The following is a 24,609-nucleotide window of genomic DNA, read 5'->3' on the forward strand; positions in this document are numbered from 1 at the left end:
AATAAAATATCAAGCGAATAGTCTATCCTAAGCGCCCCTGTAAGCGATTCAGCTGACAGGGGCTTTTTTTTCTGCAATAAGAATTGGCATGACGGACAAATAGCTATACATACCTTTAAATAGTTAGAACGTTTTACGTGAATTCACGATAAGGAGGAATGGCATTTGGATCCTTCTATGCGGCTTAAAGTAAGGGGGGACACTTTTTTTCTCCCGAGCTCTGACGGCAGCGTCTATTTTCGAAACAATATCGGATCGTTTCGTATGGAAGGCAGCACCATTGGTCAATGGATTGAAAAACTAATGCCGGTATTTAACGGCGAGCATTCGATGCATGAACTGACGGATGGGTTGCCGGACCAATACCAAAGGCATGTCTATGAAATCGCGGAAGTGCTGCATGCGAACGGTTATGTCAGGGACGTAAGCCGGGACCAGCCACATCAGCTGCAAGAGAGCGTATTGAAGAAATATGCATCTCAGATCGAATTTTTGGACAGCTTTCAAGGCTCGGGCGCGTACCGGTTTCAGCTCTATCGACAGTCAACCGTACTGGCCATCGGATCTGGCTCTTTTTTTGTTTCGCTCGTGAAATGTTTATTGGAGTCCGGTTTGCCTCGCATTCAAATGCGGATTACGAATCCGGAAACGACGAATCGCAAGCGGATTTTGGAGCTGGCAGAGCATGCCCGCAGCTCGGACCAAGAGGTTCAGGTGGACGAGATTGCTTTTCCGCCAAACGGAAACGTGGATTGGCGAACGGCTGTGCAGCCGTTTGATGCGGTATTGTTCGTATCGGATGAAGGCGGCGAGCCGGAGCTGCGGGTGCTGCAACAGATTTGCAAGGAAGAAAATAAGGTGCTGCTGCCGGCGATGATGCTGAAGCAAGCGGGAATTGCAGGGCCACTCATCCACCCGGATTCCGAGGGAGGCTGGGAATCCGCTAGGCGCAGGCTCCATCGCCAGGCGATTGACAAAGATCCGAGGCATCACGTTGTCTCTGCCACGGCAGAAGCGATGCTTGCGAATGTCATCGTCTTCGAATGGCTCAAAACGGTAACAGAAGTTGCGTCATCAGCGCTAAAAAATAAATTGTTCCTGCTTGATTTAGAGACGCTGGAAGGGAATTGGCATCCGTTTCTCCCCCATCCGCTTGCGAGCGGTCATCCTTCGATCAGCCGTATTGAACAATTGGAAATACGGCTAGAAAGAGAGCCGGAAGAGAAGGGCCAATCATCATTAATTGAAAATTTCAGCCGATTAACATCAAGCGAAACCGGTATTTTTCACGTATGGGAGGAAGGGGAATTGCGGCAGCTTCCGCTATCCCAGTGCCGTGTGCAGCCGGCTGACCCGCTGACGGATGGACCGGCCGACTTGCTGCCGGAAATCATCTGCAATGGCATCAATCATGAAGAAGCGCGTAGAGAAGCGGGGCTTGCCGGCATTGAAGCCTATGTGTCGAGAATGGGCTATCGGCTTATAAGTCCAGCGATAGAGGGGAAAGAAAGCTCTGACGCCGCTCTCCACAGCGAATTCGTGGGCGTTGGAGCGGGGGAGTCGATCGCGGAAAGCATTTGCCGCGGATTGCAAAAATGCTTGACGGCAGCTCTTGCACGGAAGCTTGAAGCACAAGAGCCATCGGTCCGTTTAGCACAGCTTGTCCAAATTGATGATGAGCGCAGCCGCTTTTATTTGAGTGCGCTAACGACCATGCAGGGTGAGCCGGCGATCGGTTTCGGCGAGGAAACATTCGGATTCCCGGTCGCATGGGTTCGCGCAAACGGCTGCTGGTATGGCGCAGTCGGCTTAAACAAAACGAGGGCGCTGCGCGGCGCATTGCAGCATGCTTTGCTAGAAGTCCAAAACGGTGCTGCATGCGCGACGGCGAATGCGATCAGCAGGTCTTCTGTAAATGTGGCAAAAGAGTCTGCGCTGAACGTAGCCATCCCGTCAAGTGAACCAATCAAACATCGCGAGACTTTGCAATCCGCCATTGATCGATTAAAACGCAGCCGCAAGCGGCTAATTGTGTTTGATTTCACTGCCGAGGCATTTTTGAAAGAGGAGCTAGCTGGCGCGTTTGGTGTGCTGCTTCAGGAGGAGGATGAAACGTGAGCGCAATCTTGGCCGTTATTGGGGAGGGTCAGCTCGCAGATTTCGTATGCGGTGAATTAGCCGAAGACCATCAACTGGTAAGGCAAAAGGATTTTTCAACCGAAGTGCCGGAGATCACTGAGTTTGCACTTGTTTTACATGATGGTTATAACCCTTCAGACCATCAGCTCGCGGAAGAGGTGTTTCAACGCTCCGGAGTGTCTTGGCTGCGCGGATTTGTTTCATTCGGGGAGGGCATAATCGGGCCGTTGGTCGTTCCGGGGACGGCGGGATGCTCCGGCTGCGCCGATCTCCGGCGCTTAATGGCGGGAAATGACCGCAAGGAAATGTGGGAAATCCAGGAGCAGCACTACATGCACGGAGGGACCTTGCCCGATATCTGGTCATCGTCTAATGGGCTTTTGCACATGGCTCAAGTTATTGCAGCCGAGGTTCGAAGAGTGCTTGCAGGCTCCGCTGCGCAAACGGAAAATCGGCTAATGTTAATCCATCTGCAAACGCTGAACAGCTCGCTTCATTTCTTCTTGCCTGACCCGCTTTGTCCAATTTGCGGGCAAGTCACTAAAGATTCTGCGGCAGCATCGCGGATCCTATTGCAGCCAAGTCCGAAAGTGAGCGAAAACAGCTACCGCAGCCGTTCGATGACGGAACTGAAAGGACTACTCGCAGATGATTATCTGGACGCTCGGACAGGATTTTTGAACGGGAAAATGATCGACCTTTTGTCTCCATTCGCCGATGCGAGCATAAATTTGCCTTTGTTCTCGGGAGATGAGGGCTGCGCTGGGCGTACGCACTCCTTTGCGGACAGCGAGATGACCGCCATTTTGGAAGGGTTGGAAAGATATTGCGGCATGTCGCCGCGCGGGAAGCAAACGGCAGTCCATGACAGCTATCGCAATTTGAAGGACCAAGCGCTAAATCCCGTTCTGGTTGGCGTGCATGAGAAGGAGATGTATGAGCGGCCCGACTTCCCTTTCCGCCCGTTTGATCCCGCCAGGCCAATCGATTGGGTGTGGGGGTACTCGTTTTTACAGGAGCGGCCGATTCTTGTGCCTGAGCTGCTCGCCTATTATAGCTCAGGCTGCGGACACGGGTTCGTTTACGAAACTTCGAACGGCTGTGCACTAGGAGGCAGTCTGGAGGAAGCTATATTTTACGGCATTATGGAAGTGGTAGAACGCGATTCGTTCCTTATGACCTGGTATGCGCAGCTGGAGCTTTCACCCTTGGACCCTTATTCGGCCGGCGATCTCGAATTGAACCTAATGATTGAGCGTTTGCGCGAGGTTGTCATGTATGACGTTTATTTATTCAACTCTACGATGGAGCATGGTATTCCAAGCGTTTGGGCGATCGCAAAAAACAGGGCGGATAAGGGTGTTAACCTGATTTGCGCGGCAGGTGCCCATCCGGATCCGGTACGCGCTGCCAAAGGCGCGATCCACGAGCTATCGGGCATGATGCTGTCGTTGAACGAGAAATTGGAGGAGAATCGGGAGCAGTACGAGCAAATGCTGCATGATCCGTTTCTCGTCCGGCAGATGGATGATCATTCCATGCTGTACAGCTTGAAGCAGTCGGAGGAACGGCTGAACTTTTTGCTCCAAAACGGCCGTCCATGCCGCACGTTCGAGGAGGCGTTTAGGCCAAAGGCCAAGCATGCGGATTTAACCGATGATTTAAAAGACGTCCTTCACGCGTTACGCGAGTTAAGCCTGGATGTGATCGTGGTGGACCAGACTACGCCTGAGACGCTGCGCAACGGACTACATTGCGTGAAGGTGCTGATTCCGGGCATGCTGCCCATGACGTTCGGACAACATCTGGTTCGCTTGACAGGCTTGGAGCGGGTACTGCGGGTTCCTGCGGAGCTTGGATATGCGAAGAAGCCGCTCTCGCCTGATCAGCTTAATGCTTACCCGCATCCGTTTCCATAAGCAGGATAGGACGATTCAATGCGGCGTTTCCCTATGCAAGCCTTTTGGGAGGAGAAGGGATGAGTCTGAAAGCATTTCTGCACCAATTGCAATTCGACCCGGATAAGGTGAAATCAAAAGATTGGGAGACCGATTGGGAAGACGCGCCGCTCCCGTATAAGCTTTACCGGGGCTTGCCGTCTTTTCCGCTCTGCTCCGAGGTTCCGCTCACGCTGGTAGGAGACCGTGAAATGGCGAAGCCGAAGCTTAGGGAGCTTGGCCATTTTCTATGGTATACGTTCGGCCTTACGCAGCTTAGCCAATCCGTTTACGGCCCGGATGCGGGAGACGATTGGGGAAGCTCGCTGCAGCTTTGCAGACGCTTTGTGCCATCAGGCGGCGGGCTGTATCCAAGCGAGCTTTATTTGTATTTGAAGCTGGAGGAGCTGCCTTATGGCGTTTACCATTACGATGCGGCGCATCATCGTTTGATTTTGCTCCGCGAAGGCGCATTTGACGATTACTTGAGCAAGGCGCTGGGGAACCGGTGCGACCTATCCGCAGCTTTCGGCGTTGCTTTCGTGTCGACGATGTTTTGGAAAAATTACTTTAAATACAATCATTTTTGTTATCGCCTGCAGGGGCTGGACGCCGGTCTGTTAATGGGGCAGCTGCTGGAAACGGCAAAAAGGTTCGGCTTTGAGGCGGGCGTGTGCTTCCAATTTCTCGATCGTGCCATTAATCGCCTGCTTGGTTTATCCGAGCATGAAGAAAGCGCCTATGCGGTCATTCCGCTCTCGAATGAACCGGGGATGAATTGGTCTTCCGGCGAGAAGAAGGGAGATGCCGTTGCGGCGGCCGATTTGTGCGAGGAGCTTGCGGTGCTGCAGCATGAGCATTATATGCGCTCACGGAGAGTGTTGGAGTTTCCGATGCTCTTGAAGCTGAACGAAGCTTCCATGCTGGATCGTTCCGATTCATTTCATCCTATCGGAATCGAAAAGCAGGACACGGATTATAGCGCTGCGTATAAGCTGCCGAGTGTAAATAGGCTGTCTTATGATTTGGCGTCGGTGCTTCAAGAGAGATACTCGCCGGAAAATGAATTCATTTTGCTGCAGGTTAGCCAATCTGATCTCGCTGCTTTATTGAATGAGGCTCTGTTATCCTTTAAATACCGAAACGATTTGGACGGTAATCAGAAGGGTCCGTCGTCCCGCATAACCTTGTATGGCTCCTTTTACGGCGTTGAAGGCATCGCGAATGGCGCTTATCGTTATGATGGCTCGGCGCATGCCTTGCAGCTGCTTCGTGCGGGAGACCATAGGGGCTGGCTTCAGTACGGGATGTCGCTGGACAACGTGAATTTGCATCAAGTGCCGCTTTGCTTCCATATTGCCGGCGATTTGAATTACCACCATGCGCAGCTCGGTTACCGCGGCTACCGGATCCAGCAAATGGAGGCAGGGATGCTTGTCCACCGGTTACTGCTTGCGGCAACCGCTTCCCGTATGGGGGGACGTCCGCTGCTCGGTTTCGATGCAAACGTAAGTGATGAACTCTATGGCATGGTTTCCCGCGGACTAACGAGCCTGATTCAAATTCCGGTCGGCCAATGCCGAAGCCGCTCTCGGCTTGAGGGGAGCTTGGCGCATTAGCGGTCAAGTCAAAACGGACAGATGGAATGTCGATGACATTCCATCTGTCCGTTTTGGTTTCCGTGTATTGTTAATGGGAGAGCCGTCCGCTTATCTTGGCTCGTCTTTTTGGTCTTTGTCAGCCGGGTAACAGACGACAGGGTAGCAAATAGGATGATGCATAAAATGCATATGATGCATATGATGCGGATGAACATAGGGATGAAACGATTCATGATGATAATCGATCGATGTAAAATCCCATCCTTCATGGGGATGATGGTGATCAACATGCATATGGGGATCCCATGACCCATGCATTGCAGGATGGAAGTCATGCATGGGATGGTAATGATCCATCGGGTGGAAGTCATGCATGTGATGATAATCGTGCATATGATGATAGTCGTGCATGTGGTGGAAGTCATGCATGTGATGATAATCGTGCATATGGTGATAGTCGTGCATAGGGTGGAAGTCGTCCATGTAATGAAAATCATCCATGTGACTCAGATCCACGCAGCAATGGCAATGGGTTTTCGGAGCATTTTCGCTCTTGGCTGGTTTATTTATTTCAGCCTGATTAGGACTCGTGAGATTTTGCTGGTAATACTCCGGCATGGCAGCCGTTGCCGTTTGTTGCACAAATGGCCGATTAGGTATCATGGTGTGCCTCCTTTTTATCATACTTTACAATATGCCTAAATCGATAAAAGGGCACTTATCCCTATAAATTGGGCTTAAGCATCAAGCTTATATGCCATTCTTTATGGCTGTAATTGCGTGGACAGGTGAAAGTATTATCCATGATTTTGCGGAAAGCTGACTAAGGGAGTCGGCTTTTTTCTTTTTAGGAGGGTTCGCAAGCGTCTCGGGTGGCAGAGGCTGTAAACCGCTATGCTATAATCGTGGTACATTATTCATTTGAAATACACACAAAGGACACAGCCTTACTCTAATGTAGGTTATGGGAGCAAGAAAAACATAGAAATGCAGGCGGAAGCGGAGTGCAGCGCAATGAAACGAACGATATTGCTGGTTGAGGACGATATGCTTATGCGCGAGGTGATAACGGACTATTTTCAGAAGGAGCAATGGGATGTGCTCGAAGCGGAGAACGGGAGGATCGCGCTTGATCTTTTTGAACAGAACTCTGTTGATTTGGTGGTCCTCGACATTATGATGCCGGAAATCGATGGATGGTCGGTATGCAGGCGCATCCGCGAAAAGTCGGACGTTCCCATTATGATCATAACCGCCAGAGCCGAGGATGAAGACCATCTGATGGGGTTCGAGCTTGGCGCCGATGAGTACGTAACGAAACCCCTGAGCCCAAGGGTATTGGTAGCCCGCGCTACCGCTTTGATGAAGAGAACGGAAGGCACGGTGGGACGCGAGGGCGATACGCTCGTCTATGGCCAGTTAACGGTGAACAGGGCGGCCTATACGGTGTATGTAGCGGGAACCAAGATCAATTTGTCGCCCAAGGAGTACGAGCTGCTTCTTTTTCTTATCAAGCATTACGGCAAGGTGCTGCCGCGCGAGTATATTTTGGACGCGGTCTGGGGGTATGATTATTTGGGGGATTTGCGCACGGTGGACACTCATATCAAAAAACTAAGAGCCAAGCTGGGAGACGAAGGGCGATCGATTGCCACGGTTATTCGTTCAGGCTATAAATTCGAGATGGAACGATGAGAAGACGCGGCGTAGCCTTTAAACTGTTCGTTGTCACCTCCATTCTGATCTTGCTGGTGTTCTCCTTGCTGCTGCTTGCACAAGGAATGTTTTTCGAGCGATTTTACCGCGAATCCAAGATCAATGCCTTAGAGAAAAGCATGAATCAATTCGTTCAGCAATATAAAAAAGCACAATCCAACGGTCAACAGGTGTCGCGGCTGCTCGGCGCATTCATGAATGAGCATGACACGAGTACCGCCATCCTCAACAGCCGGTTTGAACGCACTAGCATTCATCCTTATTTTCTGCAGCTGGAAGCGGGCAGCAAGACGATTACGATTCAGATCTCCACAGACGGCATGACCATGGATGAGATCCCGCAAGGGATTCAAATCGGCGAGACGCTGGTGGTCGATGGCTTCTTCATGGATGAGAAAGATACCATTATGCTGCCCGTTGCTATCCGGCAGACCGATACTGCTCTCAAAGAGGGCTTGGTCCGCGTGCAAGGGAAGGTAACGGATCTCATGCTGCCGGAGCACAGGTCTTATAATCCGCTTTATCAGGATGCCCTTGCCGATGACGCGCTTCTCGACTGGCAGGCGCAAGAAGAACTATGGCAGCCCGGGCTGCGGAACGGTACGGTCGTGCAGCTGGAATGGCAGGACAAATGGAGCGGCATCCCCTATACGGTTCTCCTGCGTTCGCTCCCCGAGGGCAGCAAAGGGAATGCTTATTTATTCGTCATGACCTCTATGCAGCCTGTCGGGGAAGCTGTCGGGATTCTCAAGCAATATGTCGTTTATTTGGCGCCGGTGATCGTTCTGCTCGCGATTCTCCTGTCTTTGCTTTATTCCAGAATTGTCTCCCGTCCTTTGGTGCAGCTGAGCCGTTCGGCAGCGCGTCTTGCCAAGCTGGACTTTACGGCGCAGCCAGAAATCCATTCGAAGGATGAATTCGGGGAGCTGTCCAGCAGCATGGTTGCGTTGTCCCGGAACCTGGATGCAGCGATGCAAGAGCTTACCCACGCGAATGTGAAGCTGCAGGAGGATGTGGAGGAGAAGCGGCGATCCGAGGAGCTTCGCAAAGAGCTGATCGCGAACATTTCCCATGAGCTGAAGACGCCGCTGGGGATTGTGAAAGGTTTTGCGGAAGGGCTGCAGGACGGGGTTGCTGGCGACAAAAGAGAACGTTACCTCGCCCTCATCGTGAGCGAAACGGATCGGATGAATGCACTGATTATGGATATGCTGGAGCTTTCCAAATTCGAAGCCAAGGCCATCCAACTGCGGCCGAGAAGCTTAGCGCTGGTAAGCCTTGTTCAAAGGGTTAGCGATTCATTCTCGCAGCAGCTCGAGACAAAGCAGCTGCAATTACGGATAAACGCGGACGAAGAGGATGGGGAGGAGCTGCTTGTATTGGCTGACCCCAGACGTCTGGAACAGGTCATTCTGAATTTCATGAGCAACGCCATCCGGCATGCCGCGGAGAACAGTACCATCACGATCAGCATCAAACGTTTGTCACCCTTAAAAGTAACAACTGTCATTGAAAATATAGGGCCTCCAATTCCTGAAGAGGAGCTCAGCCGGATCTGGGATCACTTTTACCGGGTGGAGCGTTCAAGGGATCGTAAATCCGGCGGAACGGGACTGGGACTCGCTATTATCAAGCACATTCTTGAGCTGCATGGAAGCGAGTATGGCGCGGCGAACACGAAGCAAGGCGTAGCATTTTCTTTTACATTAGATGAAAGCGGAGGAATACCCCATGACTAAACCTAAATATATGTTTTTGATGTCAGCGCTGCTCGTCATGCTGCTGGCCAGCGCATGCGGCAATCAATCGAACAATGGAGCGTCGGATACGAACGCTGCGGTGACACCTGAAACGGTTGAAGAAAATACCGGTGGAAATACGGCATCACCAGTCTACACTGAAGCGCCGGAAACGGATAATTCGGCGGAAGCGGACTCCGACAAGGAAATCTTAATTGTCATTGACCAAACGGAGAAGCCGATTGAAGGCAACAGCTTCGATTTTGCAGTGAAACAGCTTCCGGAAGGATTTATGCTTGCCGAGATGCAGTGGGTGTCGAAGGAGAACCTGATCGTCAACTCGGTCCAAGAAGCCATTGAACATGGAGGAAACGGCGAAGACGGCTTCTACATTAGCGGCGACGGACAATTCTCCGGCTTCTTCTATCCGGACGCGATGAAGGGCGAGAAAGGGCAGGTTGTGTTTTTGTTCAAGAATGAGCAAGGCAAGGAGTTAACGTGGAAAAAGGAGATTACTTTGAAGTAAACGCCGGTGTTTATGTTAATAAGGTCCTGCTATGGCTATGCGGAAAGAAGCCATGATAAACTGGGGGAAGCAAGAGAGGAGCAAGGGGAAAACCCTTATCTCTCAAGCCTTTCCCCTTTTTTGTCTATCCAATATCCAAGCGAATGGCGGGCCCTCATTCCTTTGGCGAGGGGCGGTATATATCTTTTTATAGAATTGATCATTCGGTGAGGGGGACAGTATGGAATACAAATATGAAATGATAAAAACCGAAGACCAGCTGCCGGTAAAAATAATCATACATACCGCGGACATACAGATGTTTATACCAAGACACTGGCATGAAAGCATAGAAATCTCCTATGTTCTTTCCGGGAAGATTGACCAAATCTATATCGACGGAAAGGATTATGTATCCCGGCAGGGAGATGTGGTTTTAATCAATTCGAATGCGATCCACTCTTTTTCGGTGAATTCGGGAAAAAATCGAAAGGCGGTCACCATCTTTATACCGAATGAGTTTATTCAAGCTGTCTATCCTGACATTGATCAAGTCGCATTTGATTGCGTATCCATTGACGATAAGGAGAGGAAAGCCCAGTTCGAGGAGCTGCGCTGCAATTTAAATTCGATGGTTACTACATATGAAAATAAAGAAAACGATCCTTTGGCCTACATTAAAGTAACGAGTTTATCTTATGAGTTAATTTATATCCTGCTAAAAAACTTTAAAGTCGATAAAAAGAATAGCAGCAGCATTAAGGTGAGGAAATACCTAGAACGGCTGAACCTGATTACGAGCTTTATAAAAGAAAACTACAATCAAAATTTAACGCTGGACCTGCTTTCCTCCACCTTTTATTTATCCTCGGAATACCTTTCCCGATTCTTCGTCAAACATACAGGGATGACGGTGTTCGATTATATTAATGCGATCCGTCTGGAAAAGTCCTATCCGGAGTTAATGAATACCGATGTCCCAGTTATCCGGATTGCATTAAACCACGGTTTTCCCAACGAAAAATCTTATAACCGAGTATTTAAAGCTGTGTTTCATGAAACTCCCACTCAATATCGAAAGAATCGGAATAAACGATAACGATTGAGCTCATAAGAGAGTCAAGAATTGACCCTAGACAGGATAATGAAAGACAGGATTTAGAGCAAATAGTAGCTTAATATGAATTTAAGCGCTTTCATCTCGAGTGATGTTTAATTTTAAAATGTGACAGGAGGTAGCTGCATAAATGTTGAATTCAGTTAAAAAAGCATTTTTATTCACATTAGCCGTATGTACTATCCTTACATTCAGCACGGGGGCGATCACAGTGGAAGCAAAGACGAAGACGGGCTCATACCGGACGGTTACGGAGATAGAGGATTGGGGACCCGCAATAACGAAGGTCATCGTCGATTTGGGCAAGCCGATTCCGGTAGAATCCGTTACAACGGATACGTTCAAAGTGCATGTGGTTAGAAGCGACAGCCGCTTAGAAAAACCCTTTCTAGAAGAAGGGGACCGAAAAGTTACAAAAGCTTATGTAGCGGACAAGAATGGAAAGCAAGCCGTTAAAATGGGAAATTACGCCGTGTTAGAAATGGAAATCGGCCCGACGATTACATTAGGATCTTCTATGAACTTCAACTTAAGCACATTTTTGAACGACTGGATTGTTAGCGAATATACGATTACTCAGAAAAAAGATATCGTTACGCCGGCAGGGAAGGTTTCCGGTTTGGTTTTCGATACATTCAAAGGGGGGGTAAGAGAGCTCGTAGATGATTTCTCAACGGGCAAAGCTTCCTTTGACGGCGTTACTTTAACTTATGCCGACTATACGCCGGCTAAAGACAAAAAAAAGAATCCTTTGATTATCTGGCTGCATGGCATGGGAGAAGGTGGCACAGACCCGACGATAGCGATTGCCGGAAATAAAGCTGTAAACTTTGCCTCGCCATCTATTCAATCCTATTTTGGAGGAGCTTACGTATTAGCCCCTCAAACGCCAACCTTCTGGATGGATGGTTATACGGGGTTTGGAGACGGCACTTCAAAATATGAAAAAGCACTTATGAATTTAATTCAGGCTTATGTTCAAAAAAACAAGGATATTGATCCTACTCGGATTTATATCGGCGGCGATTCTAACGGCGGGTACATGACGATGCTGATGATTCGCGACTATCCTAAGTACTTCGCAGCGGCTTTCCCGACTTGCGAGGCTTTAAAGGATACGCTGATATCGGATGAAGAAATTCGAAGCCTATCAAACCTTCCGATTTGGTTCATTGCGGCTAAAACGGATAAGACCGTTCCTCCAACGGAGTATGTGGTTCCGACATACGACCGCTTAGTCAAGGCGGGGGCTAAGAATGTTCATCTATCCTTATTCGATAACGTAATTGATACTTCAGGCTTGTACAAAAAAGCGGACGGCACGCCATTCGAATATGACGGGCATTGGTCATGGGTTTACGTATATAACAACGATGTATCCGAAAAAATTAACGGAAAGACAACAACACTTATGGAATGGTTAGCGAATCAATCATTAAATAACAGGTCATTCGGAATCTGATTTTGATACAATAGGGGAAGGAGAAGAGGGCGCAGGGAGAAATCCTTGTCCCTCGGCTCGTTCCTTTATTGTTATGTGAATCGAAATACCTTACAGAAATGATGTTGATGATGAAAATTGAATTTGAAAACCATACGATCGAATGTAATGTCCTCTACGGATCTAGAAAAAAGCTGTCCATTCATATCGATTCAACGGGCCATATCACCATAAAAGCGCCTAACGGCACAAGTAATGAAACGATAATGAGCGCAGTGGAGCGTCACGGGAAAAGGATTTTGGAGAAATTACAAGCGATTGCGGCTGCCCGCCAAGCACCTAAGACGAGGGAATATCAAGACGAAGGAAAATTTCTTCACCTTGGGAAATATTATTTTCTCCATGAGCTAATCGACACGAAAGAGCGCAATGAGGATGAACTGAAAAATAATCTGAAGAAGTTTTATTTCTCGAGCTGCAAGAAGATCGTCGCGGAGCGGGTCAAAATCTATCAAGCACAGCTGAAGGTTAAGCCTAAATCGATCGAGGTCGTAGAGTCTCGAACGAAGTGGGGCAGCTGCAGCTCGGATAAGCATTTAACCTTTAATTATCGTTTGGCGATGGCTCCTATTGAAGTGATCGACTACGTGGTCGTCCATGAGCTTTGTCATCTCCACCATATGAATCATGACCGCTCGTTTTGGCGGCGCGTCGGCAGTATCATGCCGGATTACAAAGAAAAGGAAGAGTTTCTGGCGAGGTATGGACAAGCGATGACGCTATAGCGGCATAAATGACGAAAAGCTTGGACGATCGGGCATGAAACTGGTATACTTGCCGGGATTGCTCCCGTAAAAGCGATTTCAATTGCCGGATTTAGCGGGGGTCCATCTAATATTGGTTGCAGTCAGGAGTGTTAGATTCAGATGAAAAAATATAATTTTATGCGCCCGCTATTTTTGATCGTGATGGCGCTGCTAGTTAAGAGCATGATCACGAATCTTTGCATGGTGTTCGGAATGGAACAGGGACCGGCAGAAAATATCGGTTTTATTAGTATGCTTATCACTGCAATCGTTATTTATTCTAGAATTGCCCGGAAACGCCGTAAATAATAAGTAAGCTGAGATCCGCGTGTCTGCGTTATTTATCGATGTGATAAATAAGGGAGTAGAAGCGGGTGAATTCAAGCCTACCCGAGCAGTGGATGAAATCGTGAGCAGACGAGTAATGGAAAAAGGGCTTGAAAATGAACCGCGTGTCATTTATGAAAAATGACACGCGGTTCATTTGTTTTTAGGGAGAGGCATAGGCAGCCCAGCAGAATCAGGTGTACTTTTTTTTGCACGCACAAATTCTCATTGACTAACAGGCTGGATAAAATTACAATTAATCTCCTTTGGAAAATAATCGGGAGGTGCTGAATGAGCAAACCGCTGATCGACCCCAAAACACATAAGGACTGGGTAAGTCCCCATTCCCATGCATGGTATGCCCAGCTTGCGAGATTGACGGGGAAATATTCTTATTCGTGGAACTCCACGCTAACCGAGCCGAACGGCGAATCGATATTTACGGATGAAGTTTCCCAAATGGTTCGCGGCAAGCATGTATTGGATATCGGATGCGGACACGGGGAGTTTGCGATGCAGTGGAGCCCGGTGGCCAAACAAATTGTAGGGATAGACATAACAAATGATTTTGTTGAAGCAGGGAATAACGCGAATGTGAGTAATGTTTCTTTTGTGCAGGCGAACACTAAAAACCCTCTCCCTTTTGATGCGGAGCAATTCGATTGTGCTTACAATCGCAGAGGTCCGACTTCTGCATACCTCGATATCAAAAGAGTCATTCGAAAGGGCGGGCGTATTCTTGCCCTTCACCCTGGAGATGCTTTAAACAATGAATTACCCGGGTGGTTTCCTCATTTTTTTGAGCGTCATCCAGAAGGAACTCCGATAAAGGATCATATCAAGGAAAGGCTTGATCGCGGCGGCTGCGCCGATGCTGAGATCGAGGCCATAAGAAGCATAGAGTACTTTCATGAACCCGTTGATATCATTAGAATGCGCTGCTTTGGTCAAAAGCCTTCCGTGTTTGAAATGGTGCTAGAGGAGTCGTTGCCCGAAATGACGCGGATTTTTGAGAAGCATGCAACGGAGAAAGGACTGCCGGCAACGTTAGAGAGATACATCGTCCGGGTCCAATTATAAATAGGGTTCTCGAAGACAGCCTTCTTACGAGTTTGTGGGATAAAGAGCAAATTTTATTTTACCTATTCAAATATTTTGGTGTTAAACTAAGGGAAAGACAAGCAGAAGTAAGGGGCTAAGCAAATGGGAAAAATACATAAGAATTGTCAAAGCTGCGGCATGCCTTTAGCCAGGGATGAGCAAGGCGGCGGAACGGAAAGAAACGGGGACCGCAGCAAAACCTACTGCAGCCACTGTTATGAGAATGGCGAGTTTACCCAGCCTAATCTAACCGTGGATCAAATGAAGGATCGCGTGAAACAGAAATTGGTCGAGTTCGGTTTTCCGAAGTTTTTAACGGGCTTCTTTACTAGGAACATCCCTAAGCTTGAACGATGGTCCAAATAGGTTTATGAACGAATAGTACGTACATTGGAAGAAGCAGAAGGCGCAGGCGTATCCTGCTTCTTTTTTGTTTGGAGACCGTACTCCCTTTTGGGTGAAAATAGATAAAAAAGGGATATTAAATGAAGCCATATTTCTATTCGGAATTGGAGGTTAACCATCATGTCAGCATTTGAACGCACGGATGACATTGGAAGCATTCATTCGGATATCAAAGTGTTCCAAGCGAAAATAGAGGATACAGAAGCGGTAATGCAGCTGCTCGTTCAAACGGCGGAATGGCTGCGGAGCAAAGGCTCGAAGCAGTGGAACGGCTTGCTGCATGGCGAGGACTCCCATCAGACACAGGAGGCGGTCAAGCGCGGAGAAGTGTATCTATTCATGCAGGGCAGCATGTTAGCGGGCATGGTGATGCTGATGCAGCAGGAGAGCGCATGGGACCGCGGGCTCTGGGGGGAGGAAGGGCATGAATCCTCGGTTTATTTGCACCGTTTGAACATTAACCGCGAGGTTGCGGGCAAAGGCTTGGGCGAAGATATTGTTCGCTGGGCCGATGCCGGTATCCATTTTCCGGGGAAAGACCGCATTCGGCTGGATTGCATTGCAAGCAACGAGAAGCTGAACTCATTTTACCTGCGCTGCGGCTATGAATTTAAAGGCTCTGCCACCAACGAGATCAGTACATTTAATAAATACGAGAAGCTCTGCACGTTCAACTAAAACGATGGGCTTCGATGCTGCTTTTGCTTTGGCTGCTTAAAACTTCGTCCAAGAGGGTACATTCATAAAAAGAGATTCCAAGGAGGTAGTAACCATGAGGAAGAAAATGCTGTTTACTGCAATCGGGATGGGAGTCACCTATCTGATGAAAAACAAAGATGCGCGCCAAAAGCTTATGAATACGCTCCAGTCGTTTACGAAAAAGAACCGGTAATTCAACCCATTATTTATCCATTAGAAACACTGCCGATGCCGGATGCCTTGTGCTCCGGAAGCGGCAGTGTTTTTGTTTAAATATAAGAATTTATAAGTTTCACATTTACAAATAAACTTATATTTCACCGCGAAACGAGCTGTTGCCGCCAAGGACGGCGACAGCCGTTTACGCTTGTGCATGCGAATAATCGGCTTACGAACAGACTACACGGGCATAACCTTTAGTTTTGCTAGTTGATATCTCACATTTATGGTAAGATAGCTAAGGACAATAAACCATACACAATCAATGAGAGAAGTGGGGGGCGAAATAAAACCCACTTCTTTTATTTTGAAGACGATATACGTTATCCAGCAAACAAGGGAGAACATAAATGCCTACAATAGCAGCAAAACCATTTGATGCAGACATGCAAGCCCTCTTAGGCGAGATCGCGACGGCTTACCATGCGCCGGAGCTCAGCAAGAGAGACAGGTCGGAAATACCGGAGCAAATCTACATGATCGAAGCAGAAGATGCGATGGTGGGGTACGGGGTCGTATGGGAATACGAAAACGGGAAACAACTGATAAAGAAGGCGGAAAAAGATTATTTCAGCGACGACGAGAAATACTTGGAGAAGGACTTCTATATCGATATCAAAAACAAGAAGGACTTCATCTTTATCGAAGCGCTCGATGTGCTGAAAGATTTTGAAAGCAAGGGTTATGCGGCTTTTTTCGTGAACTGGCTCAAAGCGAAATACCCGAATAAAAGAATGTATGTTTATTCCTTAGAGAAATCGAGAAATTTCTGGTTTAAGCAGGATTTTGAGGTTTTGGGCAGCACCGTTTGGATGACTTTTAATTAACCGTATGAATAAGCAGCTTGATTAATCATTTATGCTTTTTATAATGAAGGAGACCACATGAATTTTAACGATCTAAAGCTTACCCCCGCGATTTTGAAAGCGCTGGGTAAAGAGAACTACACGGCGCCGACACCGATACAGGAGCAGGCGATTCCGGTAGTTCTGGCAGGCAGAGACTTATTTGGCTGCGCGCAAACAGGAACAGGGAAGACGGCCGCTTTCGCCCTGCCGATTGTTCAATTATTAACTGAGCAGCAAAGCAAGCCGGGTCGCGTACGCCGTACGCGGTCCCTCATTTTAACCCCAACCCGGGAGCTGGCTCTTCAAATTGCCGATAACATCAAGGCATACGGCCAATTTACCGATCTGCGCTGCTTGGCCATTGTAGGCGGCGTGTCGCAGAAGGTACAAGAGCGTGCACTTGAGCAAGGCGCGGATATTATAATTGCTACGCCAGGCAGACTGATCGATTTAATCAATCAGAAGTTTGTGGATCTGCAGGCCGTTCAAATTTTGGTGCTGGATGAAGCAGACCGGATGCTGGATATGGGCTTTATCAACGATGTGAAGAAAATCATTGCAAAAATGCCGAGCAAAAAACAAACCTTGTTTTTCTCTGCCACCATGCCGCCGGAAATATCCAAGCTCGTCAAAACGCTGCTGGTTAATCCCGTGAAGGTGGAGGTGACGCCGGCTTCTACAACCGTGGAGCGAATCGAGCAATCGGTTTATTTCGTAGAGAAAGCTAGCAAGCAGGGCTTATTGAATGAGCTGCTGAAAGACAAGTCGATCACATCGGCGCTTGTTTTCACACGTACCAAGCATGGCGCAGACCGCGTCGTGCGCGGGCTGACCAAAGCGAATATTACCGCGCAAGCCATTCATGGCAACAAGTCGCAAAACTCCCGCCAGAACGCACTGCTTAACTTCAGAAGCGGAGCAACGAGAGTGCTGGTAGCGACCGATATCGCGGCAAGAGGGATCGATATCGACGAGCTGTCGCATGTAATCAACTTCAACCTGCCTAACATCCCGGAAACCTACGTACACCGGATCGGGCGTACCGGCCGGGCTGGACTAAGCGGGATCGCGATCTCTTTCTGCGAGACCGAAGAGCGGCCGTACTTGAAGGATATTGAGAAAAAAATCAAAAAAACGATTCCCGTAGCCGTGGATCATTCCGATTCAATGCTGACCATATAGGTAACGACGATAGGCACACAGGAATACAATATTAGAACTAGGGGTGATCATTTGAGAAAGCAAAAGCCAATGTCATTTGAAGATCTGCTCAAGGAATTGCAAGGTCAAAAGGATGTGCAGGAGGATCCAAGCCATATCTCACTCGAAGCGTTGTTTCATGAATCGTTCATGAGCAAGCATTCCAGCTTTAACAGCTTCGATGCGTTTCTGGAGAAGGGTAACTTCCAAGTGAAGACGCGCGAGGATATTAAGGACATTCCGGATGAGTTTTTTGACCGGCATGTCGCTCGTGAGACGGATTTTCCGAACTGGCAGACGATGCTGGACACAGCGACTAAGGAGTATTCAGGTAAATAATCGGCAAGTGAAGTGACAGAAGCCTACAGTCCATATGAGAATCAAATAGTCAAAGCTCAAGCCCATCGCGGGCTTGGGCTTTTTTTCATGTTGTCTTGCTTTCAGCGTTCTTTGTTATCGGAGAGTGTTGGTTCTTTAACGACCATATAAGTCTCAGCATAGGGATAATATCCCTATATAAATATTTTATTCGGTAGGTACAAAGGAGGTGGAAAGGTGAAGGTATAGGTCGAATGTTGTTGAATAATACAATATGACAAGGTAGAATTATACAAGAGATTATATAGAAAATATGACCAAGTATAGGGTTATATTGATGAAGGTGAATATTGGAATAATAGGAATCCTATTTATGGCGGTGGGATGATTATCGTTTTTCTAATTAATAAATGAGAGGTGCAGCACGATGACTGAAAAAGATGTTTCTCTCATGATGAAGCAATTTCACGAGAAGCAGCCCGTACTTTCGGATTTTGCGGAGCGGTTGGCTGATTTAATTCATGAAGTGCTAGCTGTTCGGTCTTTGCGCGTCCATTCCATCGTATCCAGAGTGAAGGAATCTACTAGTTTGCTGGGGAAAATCTCGAAGGGATCAGGAAAATACACAGACCTTGAACAAATAACTGATCTGGTGGGCATTCGGGTCATTACCTATTATGGCGATGAAGTGGACGTAGCTGCCAATGTGTTAAAAGAAGAGTTTACCATTGACCATGAAAAATCAGTAGATAAACGGGGATTGTTGGATTCTGATCGTTTTGGCTACTTGTCGCTTCATTACATTATTGAAATGCCGGAGCATCGCCTTCGATTAACCGAGTATAAGAAATTCAGAGGCATAAAGGCTGAAATACAAATCCGGTCGATTCTTCAGCATACCTGGGCAGAAATTGAGCATGATTTGGGCTACAAGAGCAAGCAGCCGATTCCTAGTGACATGCGAAGAAGTTTCTCCCGTTTGGCGGGCGTGCTGGAAATGGCCGATATCGAATTCGGCAGCATTCGTGACAAGCTGCTGCAGGAAAGCATGCAGATGACGGTCGAAGCAGCACCAATGAAAACGATGAACGTGGAATCGTTATTGAAATTCGTAGGGACCAATGCAGCGTTAAAGGAAATGGATTTGACCATCGGCAGGGTAGTCGGAACGAACGTCTATTTCAGTGACAAGTATATCGCGGAATTAATGCCGCTTATTCGTTCCGCAGGGATGGAATCGCTCACGGAAATTGAAGCAGCGCTTGCAGGTATGCGGGGCGTGCTTCATCCGTTTTTGGAAAGATGGTACAACAAGCAGCAAACGGAAAATGTGTCAGCAGGAACCGCATTGCTTTTCTTATGCATTCTTCATGTCGTGTCAGAGGGTACTTATGACGACTTAAAGCATTTTCTCCTGGAGCATCGGATTTGCAGATCACATGATATCAATCCCGTTTCCAAGGCTATCGTACAGCTTTATAAGGAATTAGTACTCAATCACTAGCACGGAGGATATATATGGGGAAGTATGAGCTGTGGTTAGACGAGAGCGGAGACTTTGTTAAGGATATCCAAGATCAATCCATCGTGCCATCTGTCGTCGGCGGAGCTCTGGTTCCCACGGAGCATGGCCCGCGCGAGGCTGCCAAGCTTCTTATCGATGAGATTAAAGCGAGTCATGGCATTTATTCCAAAACGATTCACGCGACGGAGATGGATCCTGTGTCATTTGCCCGAATGGCTAACGATTTGTTTGCCGCATTATCGGAACGAAGCATAGTGCCCATTACCTTTGAAAATAGAGAACGTTTAGAAATTATCGATGCGGATTTGACTTATTTGAATTTGCTTGCTGAAGGCGTCATTCAACTTTTTCAAACGCTGGCAGTCAACCATAAAGAAGTCAGCATACATATTATCGCGGCCCGGAGGGTTCGGACCGGAGAGCTTGCACCGGCTATAGGCATTGATTTAATACCAAGTGCCGACTATATCAGCAGGCTCCGCGAGCGAATCACGATCGGAATGGCCCGAAGAAGCCTGACCGAACAGATGAAGAACTGGACTTGGAGCTTTGCGCTCGGCTCGGCCCGCCAGGATGAGCATTTAATGATCGCGGATATTATTTCGCATGCCTGGTATCGGAAGGAGCGCAAGTTCAAAGCAGAGCAATATGACCGGCTTATCGCTTTTTTCGAGAGCGGCTATACCTTTACCGTATTTGACCGGACATCGCGCGTTGCGGTTAAACAATTGGCAGCCGATGGTGAGGTTGGAGCGGCATTATATGAATGGCTGTTGTCCGTAGGAGAGACGGCGACTGCTGCTGAACGCGTAGCGCCCGTGGATCTTGTTTTATTGGAGGGTGTCCTGCAGAGGCTTGTCCAGCTGCCGGAATATTCGCAGCAAGCGCAATTAATGATGCTTGAGAGCCGAATCAAGACGCTCAGCATGGTAGAGCGGAACTTTGACAGCATTCAGAAGCAGCTGCAGCTCGCCGAAAAATTCATGATTCCTTTCTTGAGCGATAACTGTCCGGTGGCGGAACAATTTATTTTTGGCATCTACTTCAACCTATTAACGACCGCTACTCACCAGGGAGACGTCGTGCAGGCAGACCTCCAGATCCAGCGGATGAAAATACGATTGCCGAAGTTCGGCGGCCGATGGGAAACGATCAGGATAGCTGTTGATTTCTATTTGCGCGAATCGGTTCATTTATTGAACATTTACGATACGGAAAAGGCTATTGAACAGCTTTCCCGATTGGAACGCTTCCTCGACGAGACCATTGGATTATTCTCGCTGGTTGGGGATTTTGGAATCGGACAGGAAGAGCTGAGGTCAAGCCACCGGGGGAAAATACTCGGAACGCGGCTTCAAGCCTACTTATTCCATTCGCGGAGAAATCCGAAATATTACGACCTGGCCAGAGAGGACAGCAATAAGGCGATAGCGGAATTTGACAAACCCGGAGATCAGCTGAGACAGCTGCAATATCGGGCGCAACTCGAATGCGATGCCGGCGAGTGCAAAGAAGCCTATCAATGGCTGTTGAAGGCCTATCAGCTGCCAGCAGGTGAAAGCAGTCCAACGGATCTTCTAGAAGCGGTTCTGCGCGATCATAAATCCGGCCAGTTGTTTGGCGCTATGCATTATTCCAGGCTTATGGCCCGGGCAATCGAGAAGGATGCCGAACAGTTTGGCAAAGAGCTCTATGATGCATGGATGAAGTGCGGAGTCGAGCGTAAGCTGCTCAAGATCGAGAGAGAGGCCGACCATCCCTATGAAATTATTTTATGGAAAACGGCAGATACCTACGCTCGAACAGGCAGCCTGAAAGCGGCAGTCGCACGGTATGACGAGGCGATTCGTTTGTGTCAGCAGTCAGCAGGCGCAACGATCCGTTCCATTGGTCTTGGCATTGCATTAGAGAGGGCCGCTGCTTATTTGGAAGCGGGAGATAAGTTTGAAAAAGAGGCGCAAAGAGCGCTTAAGGATGCCATTCGCATATACGATAGATTTATGGACGAACAGCTACCAGAGCCGATGCTGGCGTATTTCGAACCTTGGAGAGCGCATTTGGTTGGCATGGAATCTAGCGATAGAAGTTTACAAGCTTCGAAGCTGCGCAAGCTGGCATGGGATATTCCTTATTAACTAGATAACTAGAACGAAAATATGACTAATGATAGGGTGAATGTGATGAAACAATTCATACAGCAGACGGAAAAGTGGTTACTGGAAGAATGCGAATCTCAGCTGGGGGCTACTCCGGCGCAAGAGCAGCTGTGGGATGCAGTCAAGGATTTCAATTTCGATGTTACGCAGTTGAAGCGATGGTTTGCCTATTTAACTGCAACTGGCACCGTGTCTGACCGATTTAGCATCGACGTATTTTCGCTGCCGAGAATGGACTCTTTTGAAAGTGATGATCTAATCGTGCTTTACGAGGACCGTGTGCTGGTATCCGGGCTTGGATTGCGGCAGTTTACAGCGGGCAGCCATTGCTGGAATAGCGAAGGACTGGAACGCTTTTTCACATTATTGCAGCTTGGCCATACAGAGATAACGGCATCGCATGCCTTTGATGCTGTTGAGAGTGAATGGACCGATGTGGGCGACGAAGAAGGCTCAAATGAAATCAATGAGGGCATGTGGAGCATTCAGAGCTTCGAGGATGAGGTTATTGACATTGGCGAATCAGAAGAGGAGATAGCGCCGGAAGAAGTGGCGATTGCGGATGAAAGCATGGATCGGCTGATTGAGCTGCAGGGACATATTACAGAGGGACTTCAAAAAATCGACCAGTCCGTAGAGGAATCGATGAAGCTGCATACGACCGCTCCGGCGGAATCCAAACGGCTCGTTAAGCTGCTTTTAGCAGCCGAAACGGAGCTTGAACAGGCGAGAATGCTGATCACGCAGCCCGAAAACGAGGTTTGATCGCTATGAATTTGCAGCAGATGGTCGTGAAATACAAGGTGTTTGTCGATACGAGCACGTGGATGCATCCGCCAGCCGTCCATTTTCTTCGCGACGAGCTCCCGCAGGCGTTGAGCGATACGAAAGAATCGCTTAAGCTGCCGATCAAGGTCATGGAAGAGATTAGGCGCATGCTCACGCATGAAAGCATGGAGAAGCGCGAGAAGGCGGAAATGGGAGCCAAACTCCTCAAGCAATATATGGACTGGAAGATGATCGATTTGTACGGCAAACCCAGCGATCCGTTTACGGACCAAACCTTCTTGTTCGTTTTTCAGCAATTTAGGGTCAAGTATCATCTAGCGCTCATTACGCAGGATAAAGGCCTTGCTCAAGATATTAATAATTTGAATTACCAATTGGCCGTAAGAGGTAATCCGATCATCGTGCTGAAGGTCGATCAGCGGGGCAAGCTGGTCGAGTGGAAGTTTGATGAGCAAACGCGAGGGAACAGCGCGCCAACGCAGGCTGTCGGCTCAAAGCCGAACACGAACATGAACACGAACCTTGAACGGCCTTCGAATGAAGTGCCGCCCGCGAGTACTAAAGCCGGGTCTGCACACAAAAATGTCGTAAAGCTGGAGCTAAGCACGAAGGTAAACACGGGAATGGATATCCCGCTCAAGGTATCCTCCATTCCGGGCCTCAACGGCATTATAAAAACGAGGAATTACGGGGATCTGCGTCTGATCAAAGAAATCGGAAACGGTGGCGAAGGGTTTATTTACGAAACGAGCAATGGCATGGTTTGCAAGGTATACCGCAAGGAGAGGCTAACGGAATCACGCAGAGACAAGCTGGCGCGTATGCTGCAAATTCCAATAGATAAGAAGGGGATTTGTTGGCCGAAGGAATTAGTAGCCAACGATTCAGGCGAGTTTGTCGGCTATTTGATGGATGCGGCAGATGGAAAGCCGATGCAGACCACCTTGTTTGCAAAGCCCGTTCTGCTTAAAAACTTTCCGAATTGGAAACGGCAGCAGCTCGTTAAGCTGGCCATATCCATTTTAGACAAAATTGAATATTTGCATGACCGTAATATTATTATCGGAGATATTAATCCCCTTAACATCCTGGTTAAGAGTGAGACCGAAGTGTTCTTAGTCGACACGGACAGCTATCAGATTGAAGGCTATCCCTGCCCGGTCGGAACGATCAACTTTACGGCTCCGGAGATCCAAGGGAAAACGTATTCCACATTCCTTCGAACGTATCAGCATGAGCATTTTGCAGTCGCTACCCTTGTTTTCATGACTTTACTGCCGGGCAAACCGCCTTATTCCCAGCAAGGCGGAGGCACGCCGGCCGAGAACATCCGGAACATGGATTTTCCGTATGCGTTCGGAGACGAAACGACGGGCAAGGCGCCCGACGGGCCATGGCGATTTATTTGGAGCAATCTGCCTTATAAGCTAAAGGAAACGCTGTACAAAACGTTCAAAGAGAATAACCGGATGAGCACGGCGGAGCTCAAGCAGCAGCTGATTCAGTATTTGAACATCCTGACGAAGGGTTACATCAGCGATGAGCTGTTTCCTACGACGCATAAGATCCCGGAAGGAAAGCTGGCGATCATGGAATGCCGGGCTTGTGGATTACCTAAGCAACTGCATGTCGATCACAAAACGAAGCTGGAAAAGCAGGGGAGAAGATTTACTTGCGAGGAGTGCCTCCAACTCATCCGTCTGCAGCGGGCTATGAATGAAGCGGCAGTAGGCGGTGCCCAGAGTATGCCTCAAGGCGATACGCGTAGGACGTCTGCGGCTCGGCCGACTTCAAGTACCGGCGGCTTCTCAAGCACCAGGCCAGCTTCAGCATCTGCACCCCCGAGGCCGGCTGCTCAGAATAGACCGCAGCAGCATACGCAAACATCCCGTCCACAGCAGCACGGATCCGGTACGCAGCGTCCTCCTGTTAACAAGCAGACAACAGGGGCGGTCCCTAAGCCATCAAACGGCTTTTTGCAAAAGTTTATTAATTTTTTAAATCGAATATAGGAGGAATAT

Annotated in this window: 20 protein-coding genes and 1 pseudogene; 20 read left to right on the plus strand and 1 reads right to left on the minus strand. The window is 48.4% G+C overall.

Annotation, left to right across the window (positions count from 1 at the left end; translation table 11 throughout):
- Positions 1-177 precede the first annotated feature (177 nt).
- The 3 genes from ACN6MW_RS18175 to ACN6MW_RS18185 are packed head-to-tail and all read left to right on the plus strand — an operon-like array spanning position 178 to position 5,695.
- Positions 178-2,118, plus strand: a complete 1,941-nt coding sequence (locus tag ACN6MW_RS18175) for a putative thiazole-containing bacteriocin maturation protein (RefSeq protein ID WP_419876383.1) — start codon at positions 178-180, stop codon at positions 2,116-2,118.
- The gene (locus tag ACN6MW_RS18180) at positions 2,115-4,058 is read left to right on the plus strand and encodes a TOMM precursor leader peptide-binding protein (RefSeq protein ID WP_419871470.1); all 1,944 of its coding nucleotides are present in this window, start codon (positions 2,115-2,117) and stop codon (positions 4,056-4,058) included. The genes ACN6MW_RS18175 and ACN6MW_RS18180 overlap by 4 nt, the downstream gene beginning before the upstream one ends.
- A gap of 59 nt (positions 4,059-4,117) precedes the next feature.
- Positions 4,118-5,695, plus strand: coding sequence for a SagB family peptide dehydrogenase (locus tag ACN6MW_RS18185; protein ID WP_419871471.1), 1,578 nt, complete (start codon positions 4,118-4,120; stop codon positions 5,693-5,695).
- A 90-nt stretch (positions 5,696-5,785) separates the two neighbouring features.
- Here the strand turns inward: ACN6MW_RS18185 and ACN6MW_RS18190 are convergent, their stop codons facing one another.
- Positions 5,786-6,340, minus strand: a complete 555-nt coding sequence (locus ACN6MW_RS18190; RefSeq protein WP_419871472.1) for a hypothetical protein — start codon at positions 6,338-6,340, stop codon at positions 5,786-5,788.
- A gap of 351 nt (positions 6,341-6,691) precedes the next feature.
- Between ACN6MW_RS18190 and ACN6MW_RS18195 the strand changes: the two genes are divergently transcribed.
- From ACN6MW_RS18195 to ACN6MW_RS18275, 17 genes and pseudogenes are all read left to right on the plus strand, one after another.
- Positions 6,692-7,372 carry a response regulator transcription factor gene (locus ACN6MW_RS18195; protein WP_419871473.1) on the plus strand — a complete coding sequence of 227 codons (681 nt, stop codon included), beginning with the start codon at positions 6,692-6,694 and terminating at the stop codon, positions 7,370-7,372.
- The gene (locus ACN6MW_RS18200; protein WP_419871474.1) at positions 7,369-9,132 is read left to right on the plus strand and encodes a sensor histidine kinase; all 1,764 of its coding nucleotides are present in this window, start codon (positions 7,369-7,371) and stop codon (positions 9,130-9,132) included. The genes ACN6MW_RS18195 and ACN6MW_RS18200 overlap by 4 nt, the downstream gene beginning before the upstream one ends.
- Positions 9,125-9,658, plus strand: a complete 534-nt coding sequence (locus ACN6MW_RS18205; protein WP_419871475.1) for a hypothetical protein — start codon at positions 9,125-9,127, stop codon at positions 9,656-9,658. Before ACN6MW_RS18200 ends, ACN6MW_RS18205 begins: the two co-directional genes overlap by 8 nt.
- Before the next feature lie 220 nt (positions 9,659-9,878).
- Positions 9,879-10,736, plus strand: coding sequence for a helix-turn-helix domain-containing protein (locus tag ACN6MW_RS18210; RefSeq protein WP_419871476.1), 858 nt, complete (start codon positions 9,879-9,881; stop codon positions 10,734-10,736).
- Positions 10,737-10,884: 148 nt separating this feature from the next.
- Positions 10,885-12,216, plus strand: a complete 1,332-nt coding sequence (locus tag ACN6MW_RS18215; protein WP_419871477.1) for a prolyl oligopeptidase family serine peptidase — start codon at positions 10,885-10,887, stop codon at positions 12,214-12,216.
- A gap of 110 nt (positions 12,217-12,326) precedes the next feature.
- Positions 12,327-12,980: a M48 family metallopeptidase gene (locus ACN6MW_RS18220; RefSeq protein WP_419876384.1), complete on the plus strand. Its 654-nt coding sequence runs from the start codon at positions 12,327-12,329 to the stop codon at positions 12,978-12,980.
- Positions 12,981-13,121: 141 nt separating this feature from the next.
- Entirely contained in the window at positions 13,122-13,310 is a 189-nt protein-coding gene (locus ACN6MW_RS18225; protein WP_419871478.1) for a hypothetical protein, read from the plus strand.
- A gap of 309 nt (positions 13,311-13,619) precedes the next feature.
- Positions 13,620-14,408: a class I SAM-dependent methyltransferase gene (locus tag ACN6MW_RS18230; RefSeq protein WP_419871479.1), complete on the plus strand. Its 789-nt coding sequence runs from the start codon at positions 13,620-13,622 to the stop codon at positions 14,406-14,408.
- A 123-nt stretch (positions 14,409-14,531) separates the two neighbouring features.
- Positions 14,532-14,795: a zinc ribbon domain-containing protein gene (locus ACN6MW_RS18235; protein WP_419871480.1), complete on the plus strand. Its 264-nt coding sequence runs from the start codon at positions 14,532-14,534 to the stop codon at positions 14,793-14,795.
- Positions 14,796-14,954: 159 nt separating this feature from the next.
- Positions 14,955-15,512, plus strand: coding sequence for a GNAT family N-acetyltransferase (locus tag ACN6MW_RS18240; RefSeq protein ID WP_419871481.1), 558 nt, complete (start codon positions 14,955-14,957; stop codon positions 15,510-15,512).
- A 590-nt stretch (positions 15,513-16,102) separates the two neighbouring features.
- Complete coding sequence (locus ACN6MW_RS18245) at positions 16,103-16,579, plus strand: GCN5 family acetyltransferase (RefSeq protein ID WP_419871482.1); 477 nt, start codon at positions 16,103-16,105, stop codon at positions 16,577-16,579.
- 57 nt (positions 16,580-16,636) lie between these two features.
- Positions 16,637-17,758 (plus strand): annotated as a pseudogene (locus ACN6MW_RS18250) (DEAD/DEAH box helicase); the annotation flags it as partial.
- Positions 17,759-17,851: 93 nt separating this feature from the next.
- Positions 17,852-18,139 (plus strand): hypothetical protein, encoded by a 288-nt coding sequence (locus ACN6MW_RS18255; protein WP_419876385.1) that lies wholly within the window; start codon positions 17,852-17,854, stop codon positions 18,137-18,139.
- 406 nt (positions 18,140-18,545) lie between these two features.
- Complete coding sequence (locus ACN6MW_RS18260) at positions 18,546-19,622, plus strand: GTP pyrophosphokinase (protein ID WP_419871483.1); 1,077 nt, start codon at positions 18,546-18,548, stop codon at positions 19,620-19,622.
- Between the two features lie 14 nt (positions 19,623-19,636).
- Complete coding sequence (locus ACN6MW_RS18265; protein WP_419871484.1) at positions 19,637-21,778, plus strand: hypothetical protein; 2,142 nt, start codon at positions 19,637-19,639, stop codon at positions 21,776-21,778.
- Positions 21,779-21,823: 45 nt separating this feature from the next.
- Entirely contained in the window at positions 21,824-22,564 is a 741-nt protein-coding gene (locus tag ACN6MW_RS18270; RefSeq protein WP_419871485.1) for a hypothetical protein, read from the plus strand.
- A 5-nt stretch (positions 22,565-22,569) separates the two neighbouring features.
- A complete protein-coding gene (locus tag ACN6MW_RS18275; RefSeq protein WP_419871486.1) occupies positions 22,570-24,600 on the plus strand; it encodes a protein kinase domain-containing protein in 2,031 nt (676 codons plus the stop codon).
- Positions 24,601-24,609 lie beyond the last annotated feature (9 nt).

The sequence above is a fragment of the Pristimantibacillus sp. PTI5 genome (assembly GCF_048572955.1).
Taxonomy (GTDB): domain Bacteria; phylum Bacillota; class Bacilli; order Paenibacillales; family Paenibacillaceae; genus Pristimantibacillus.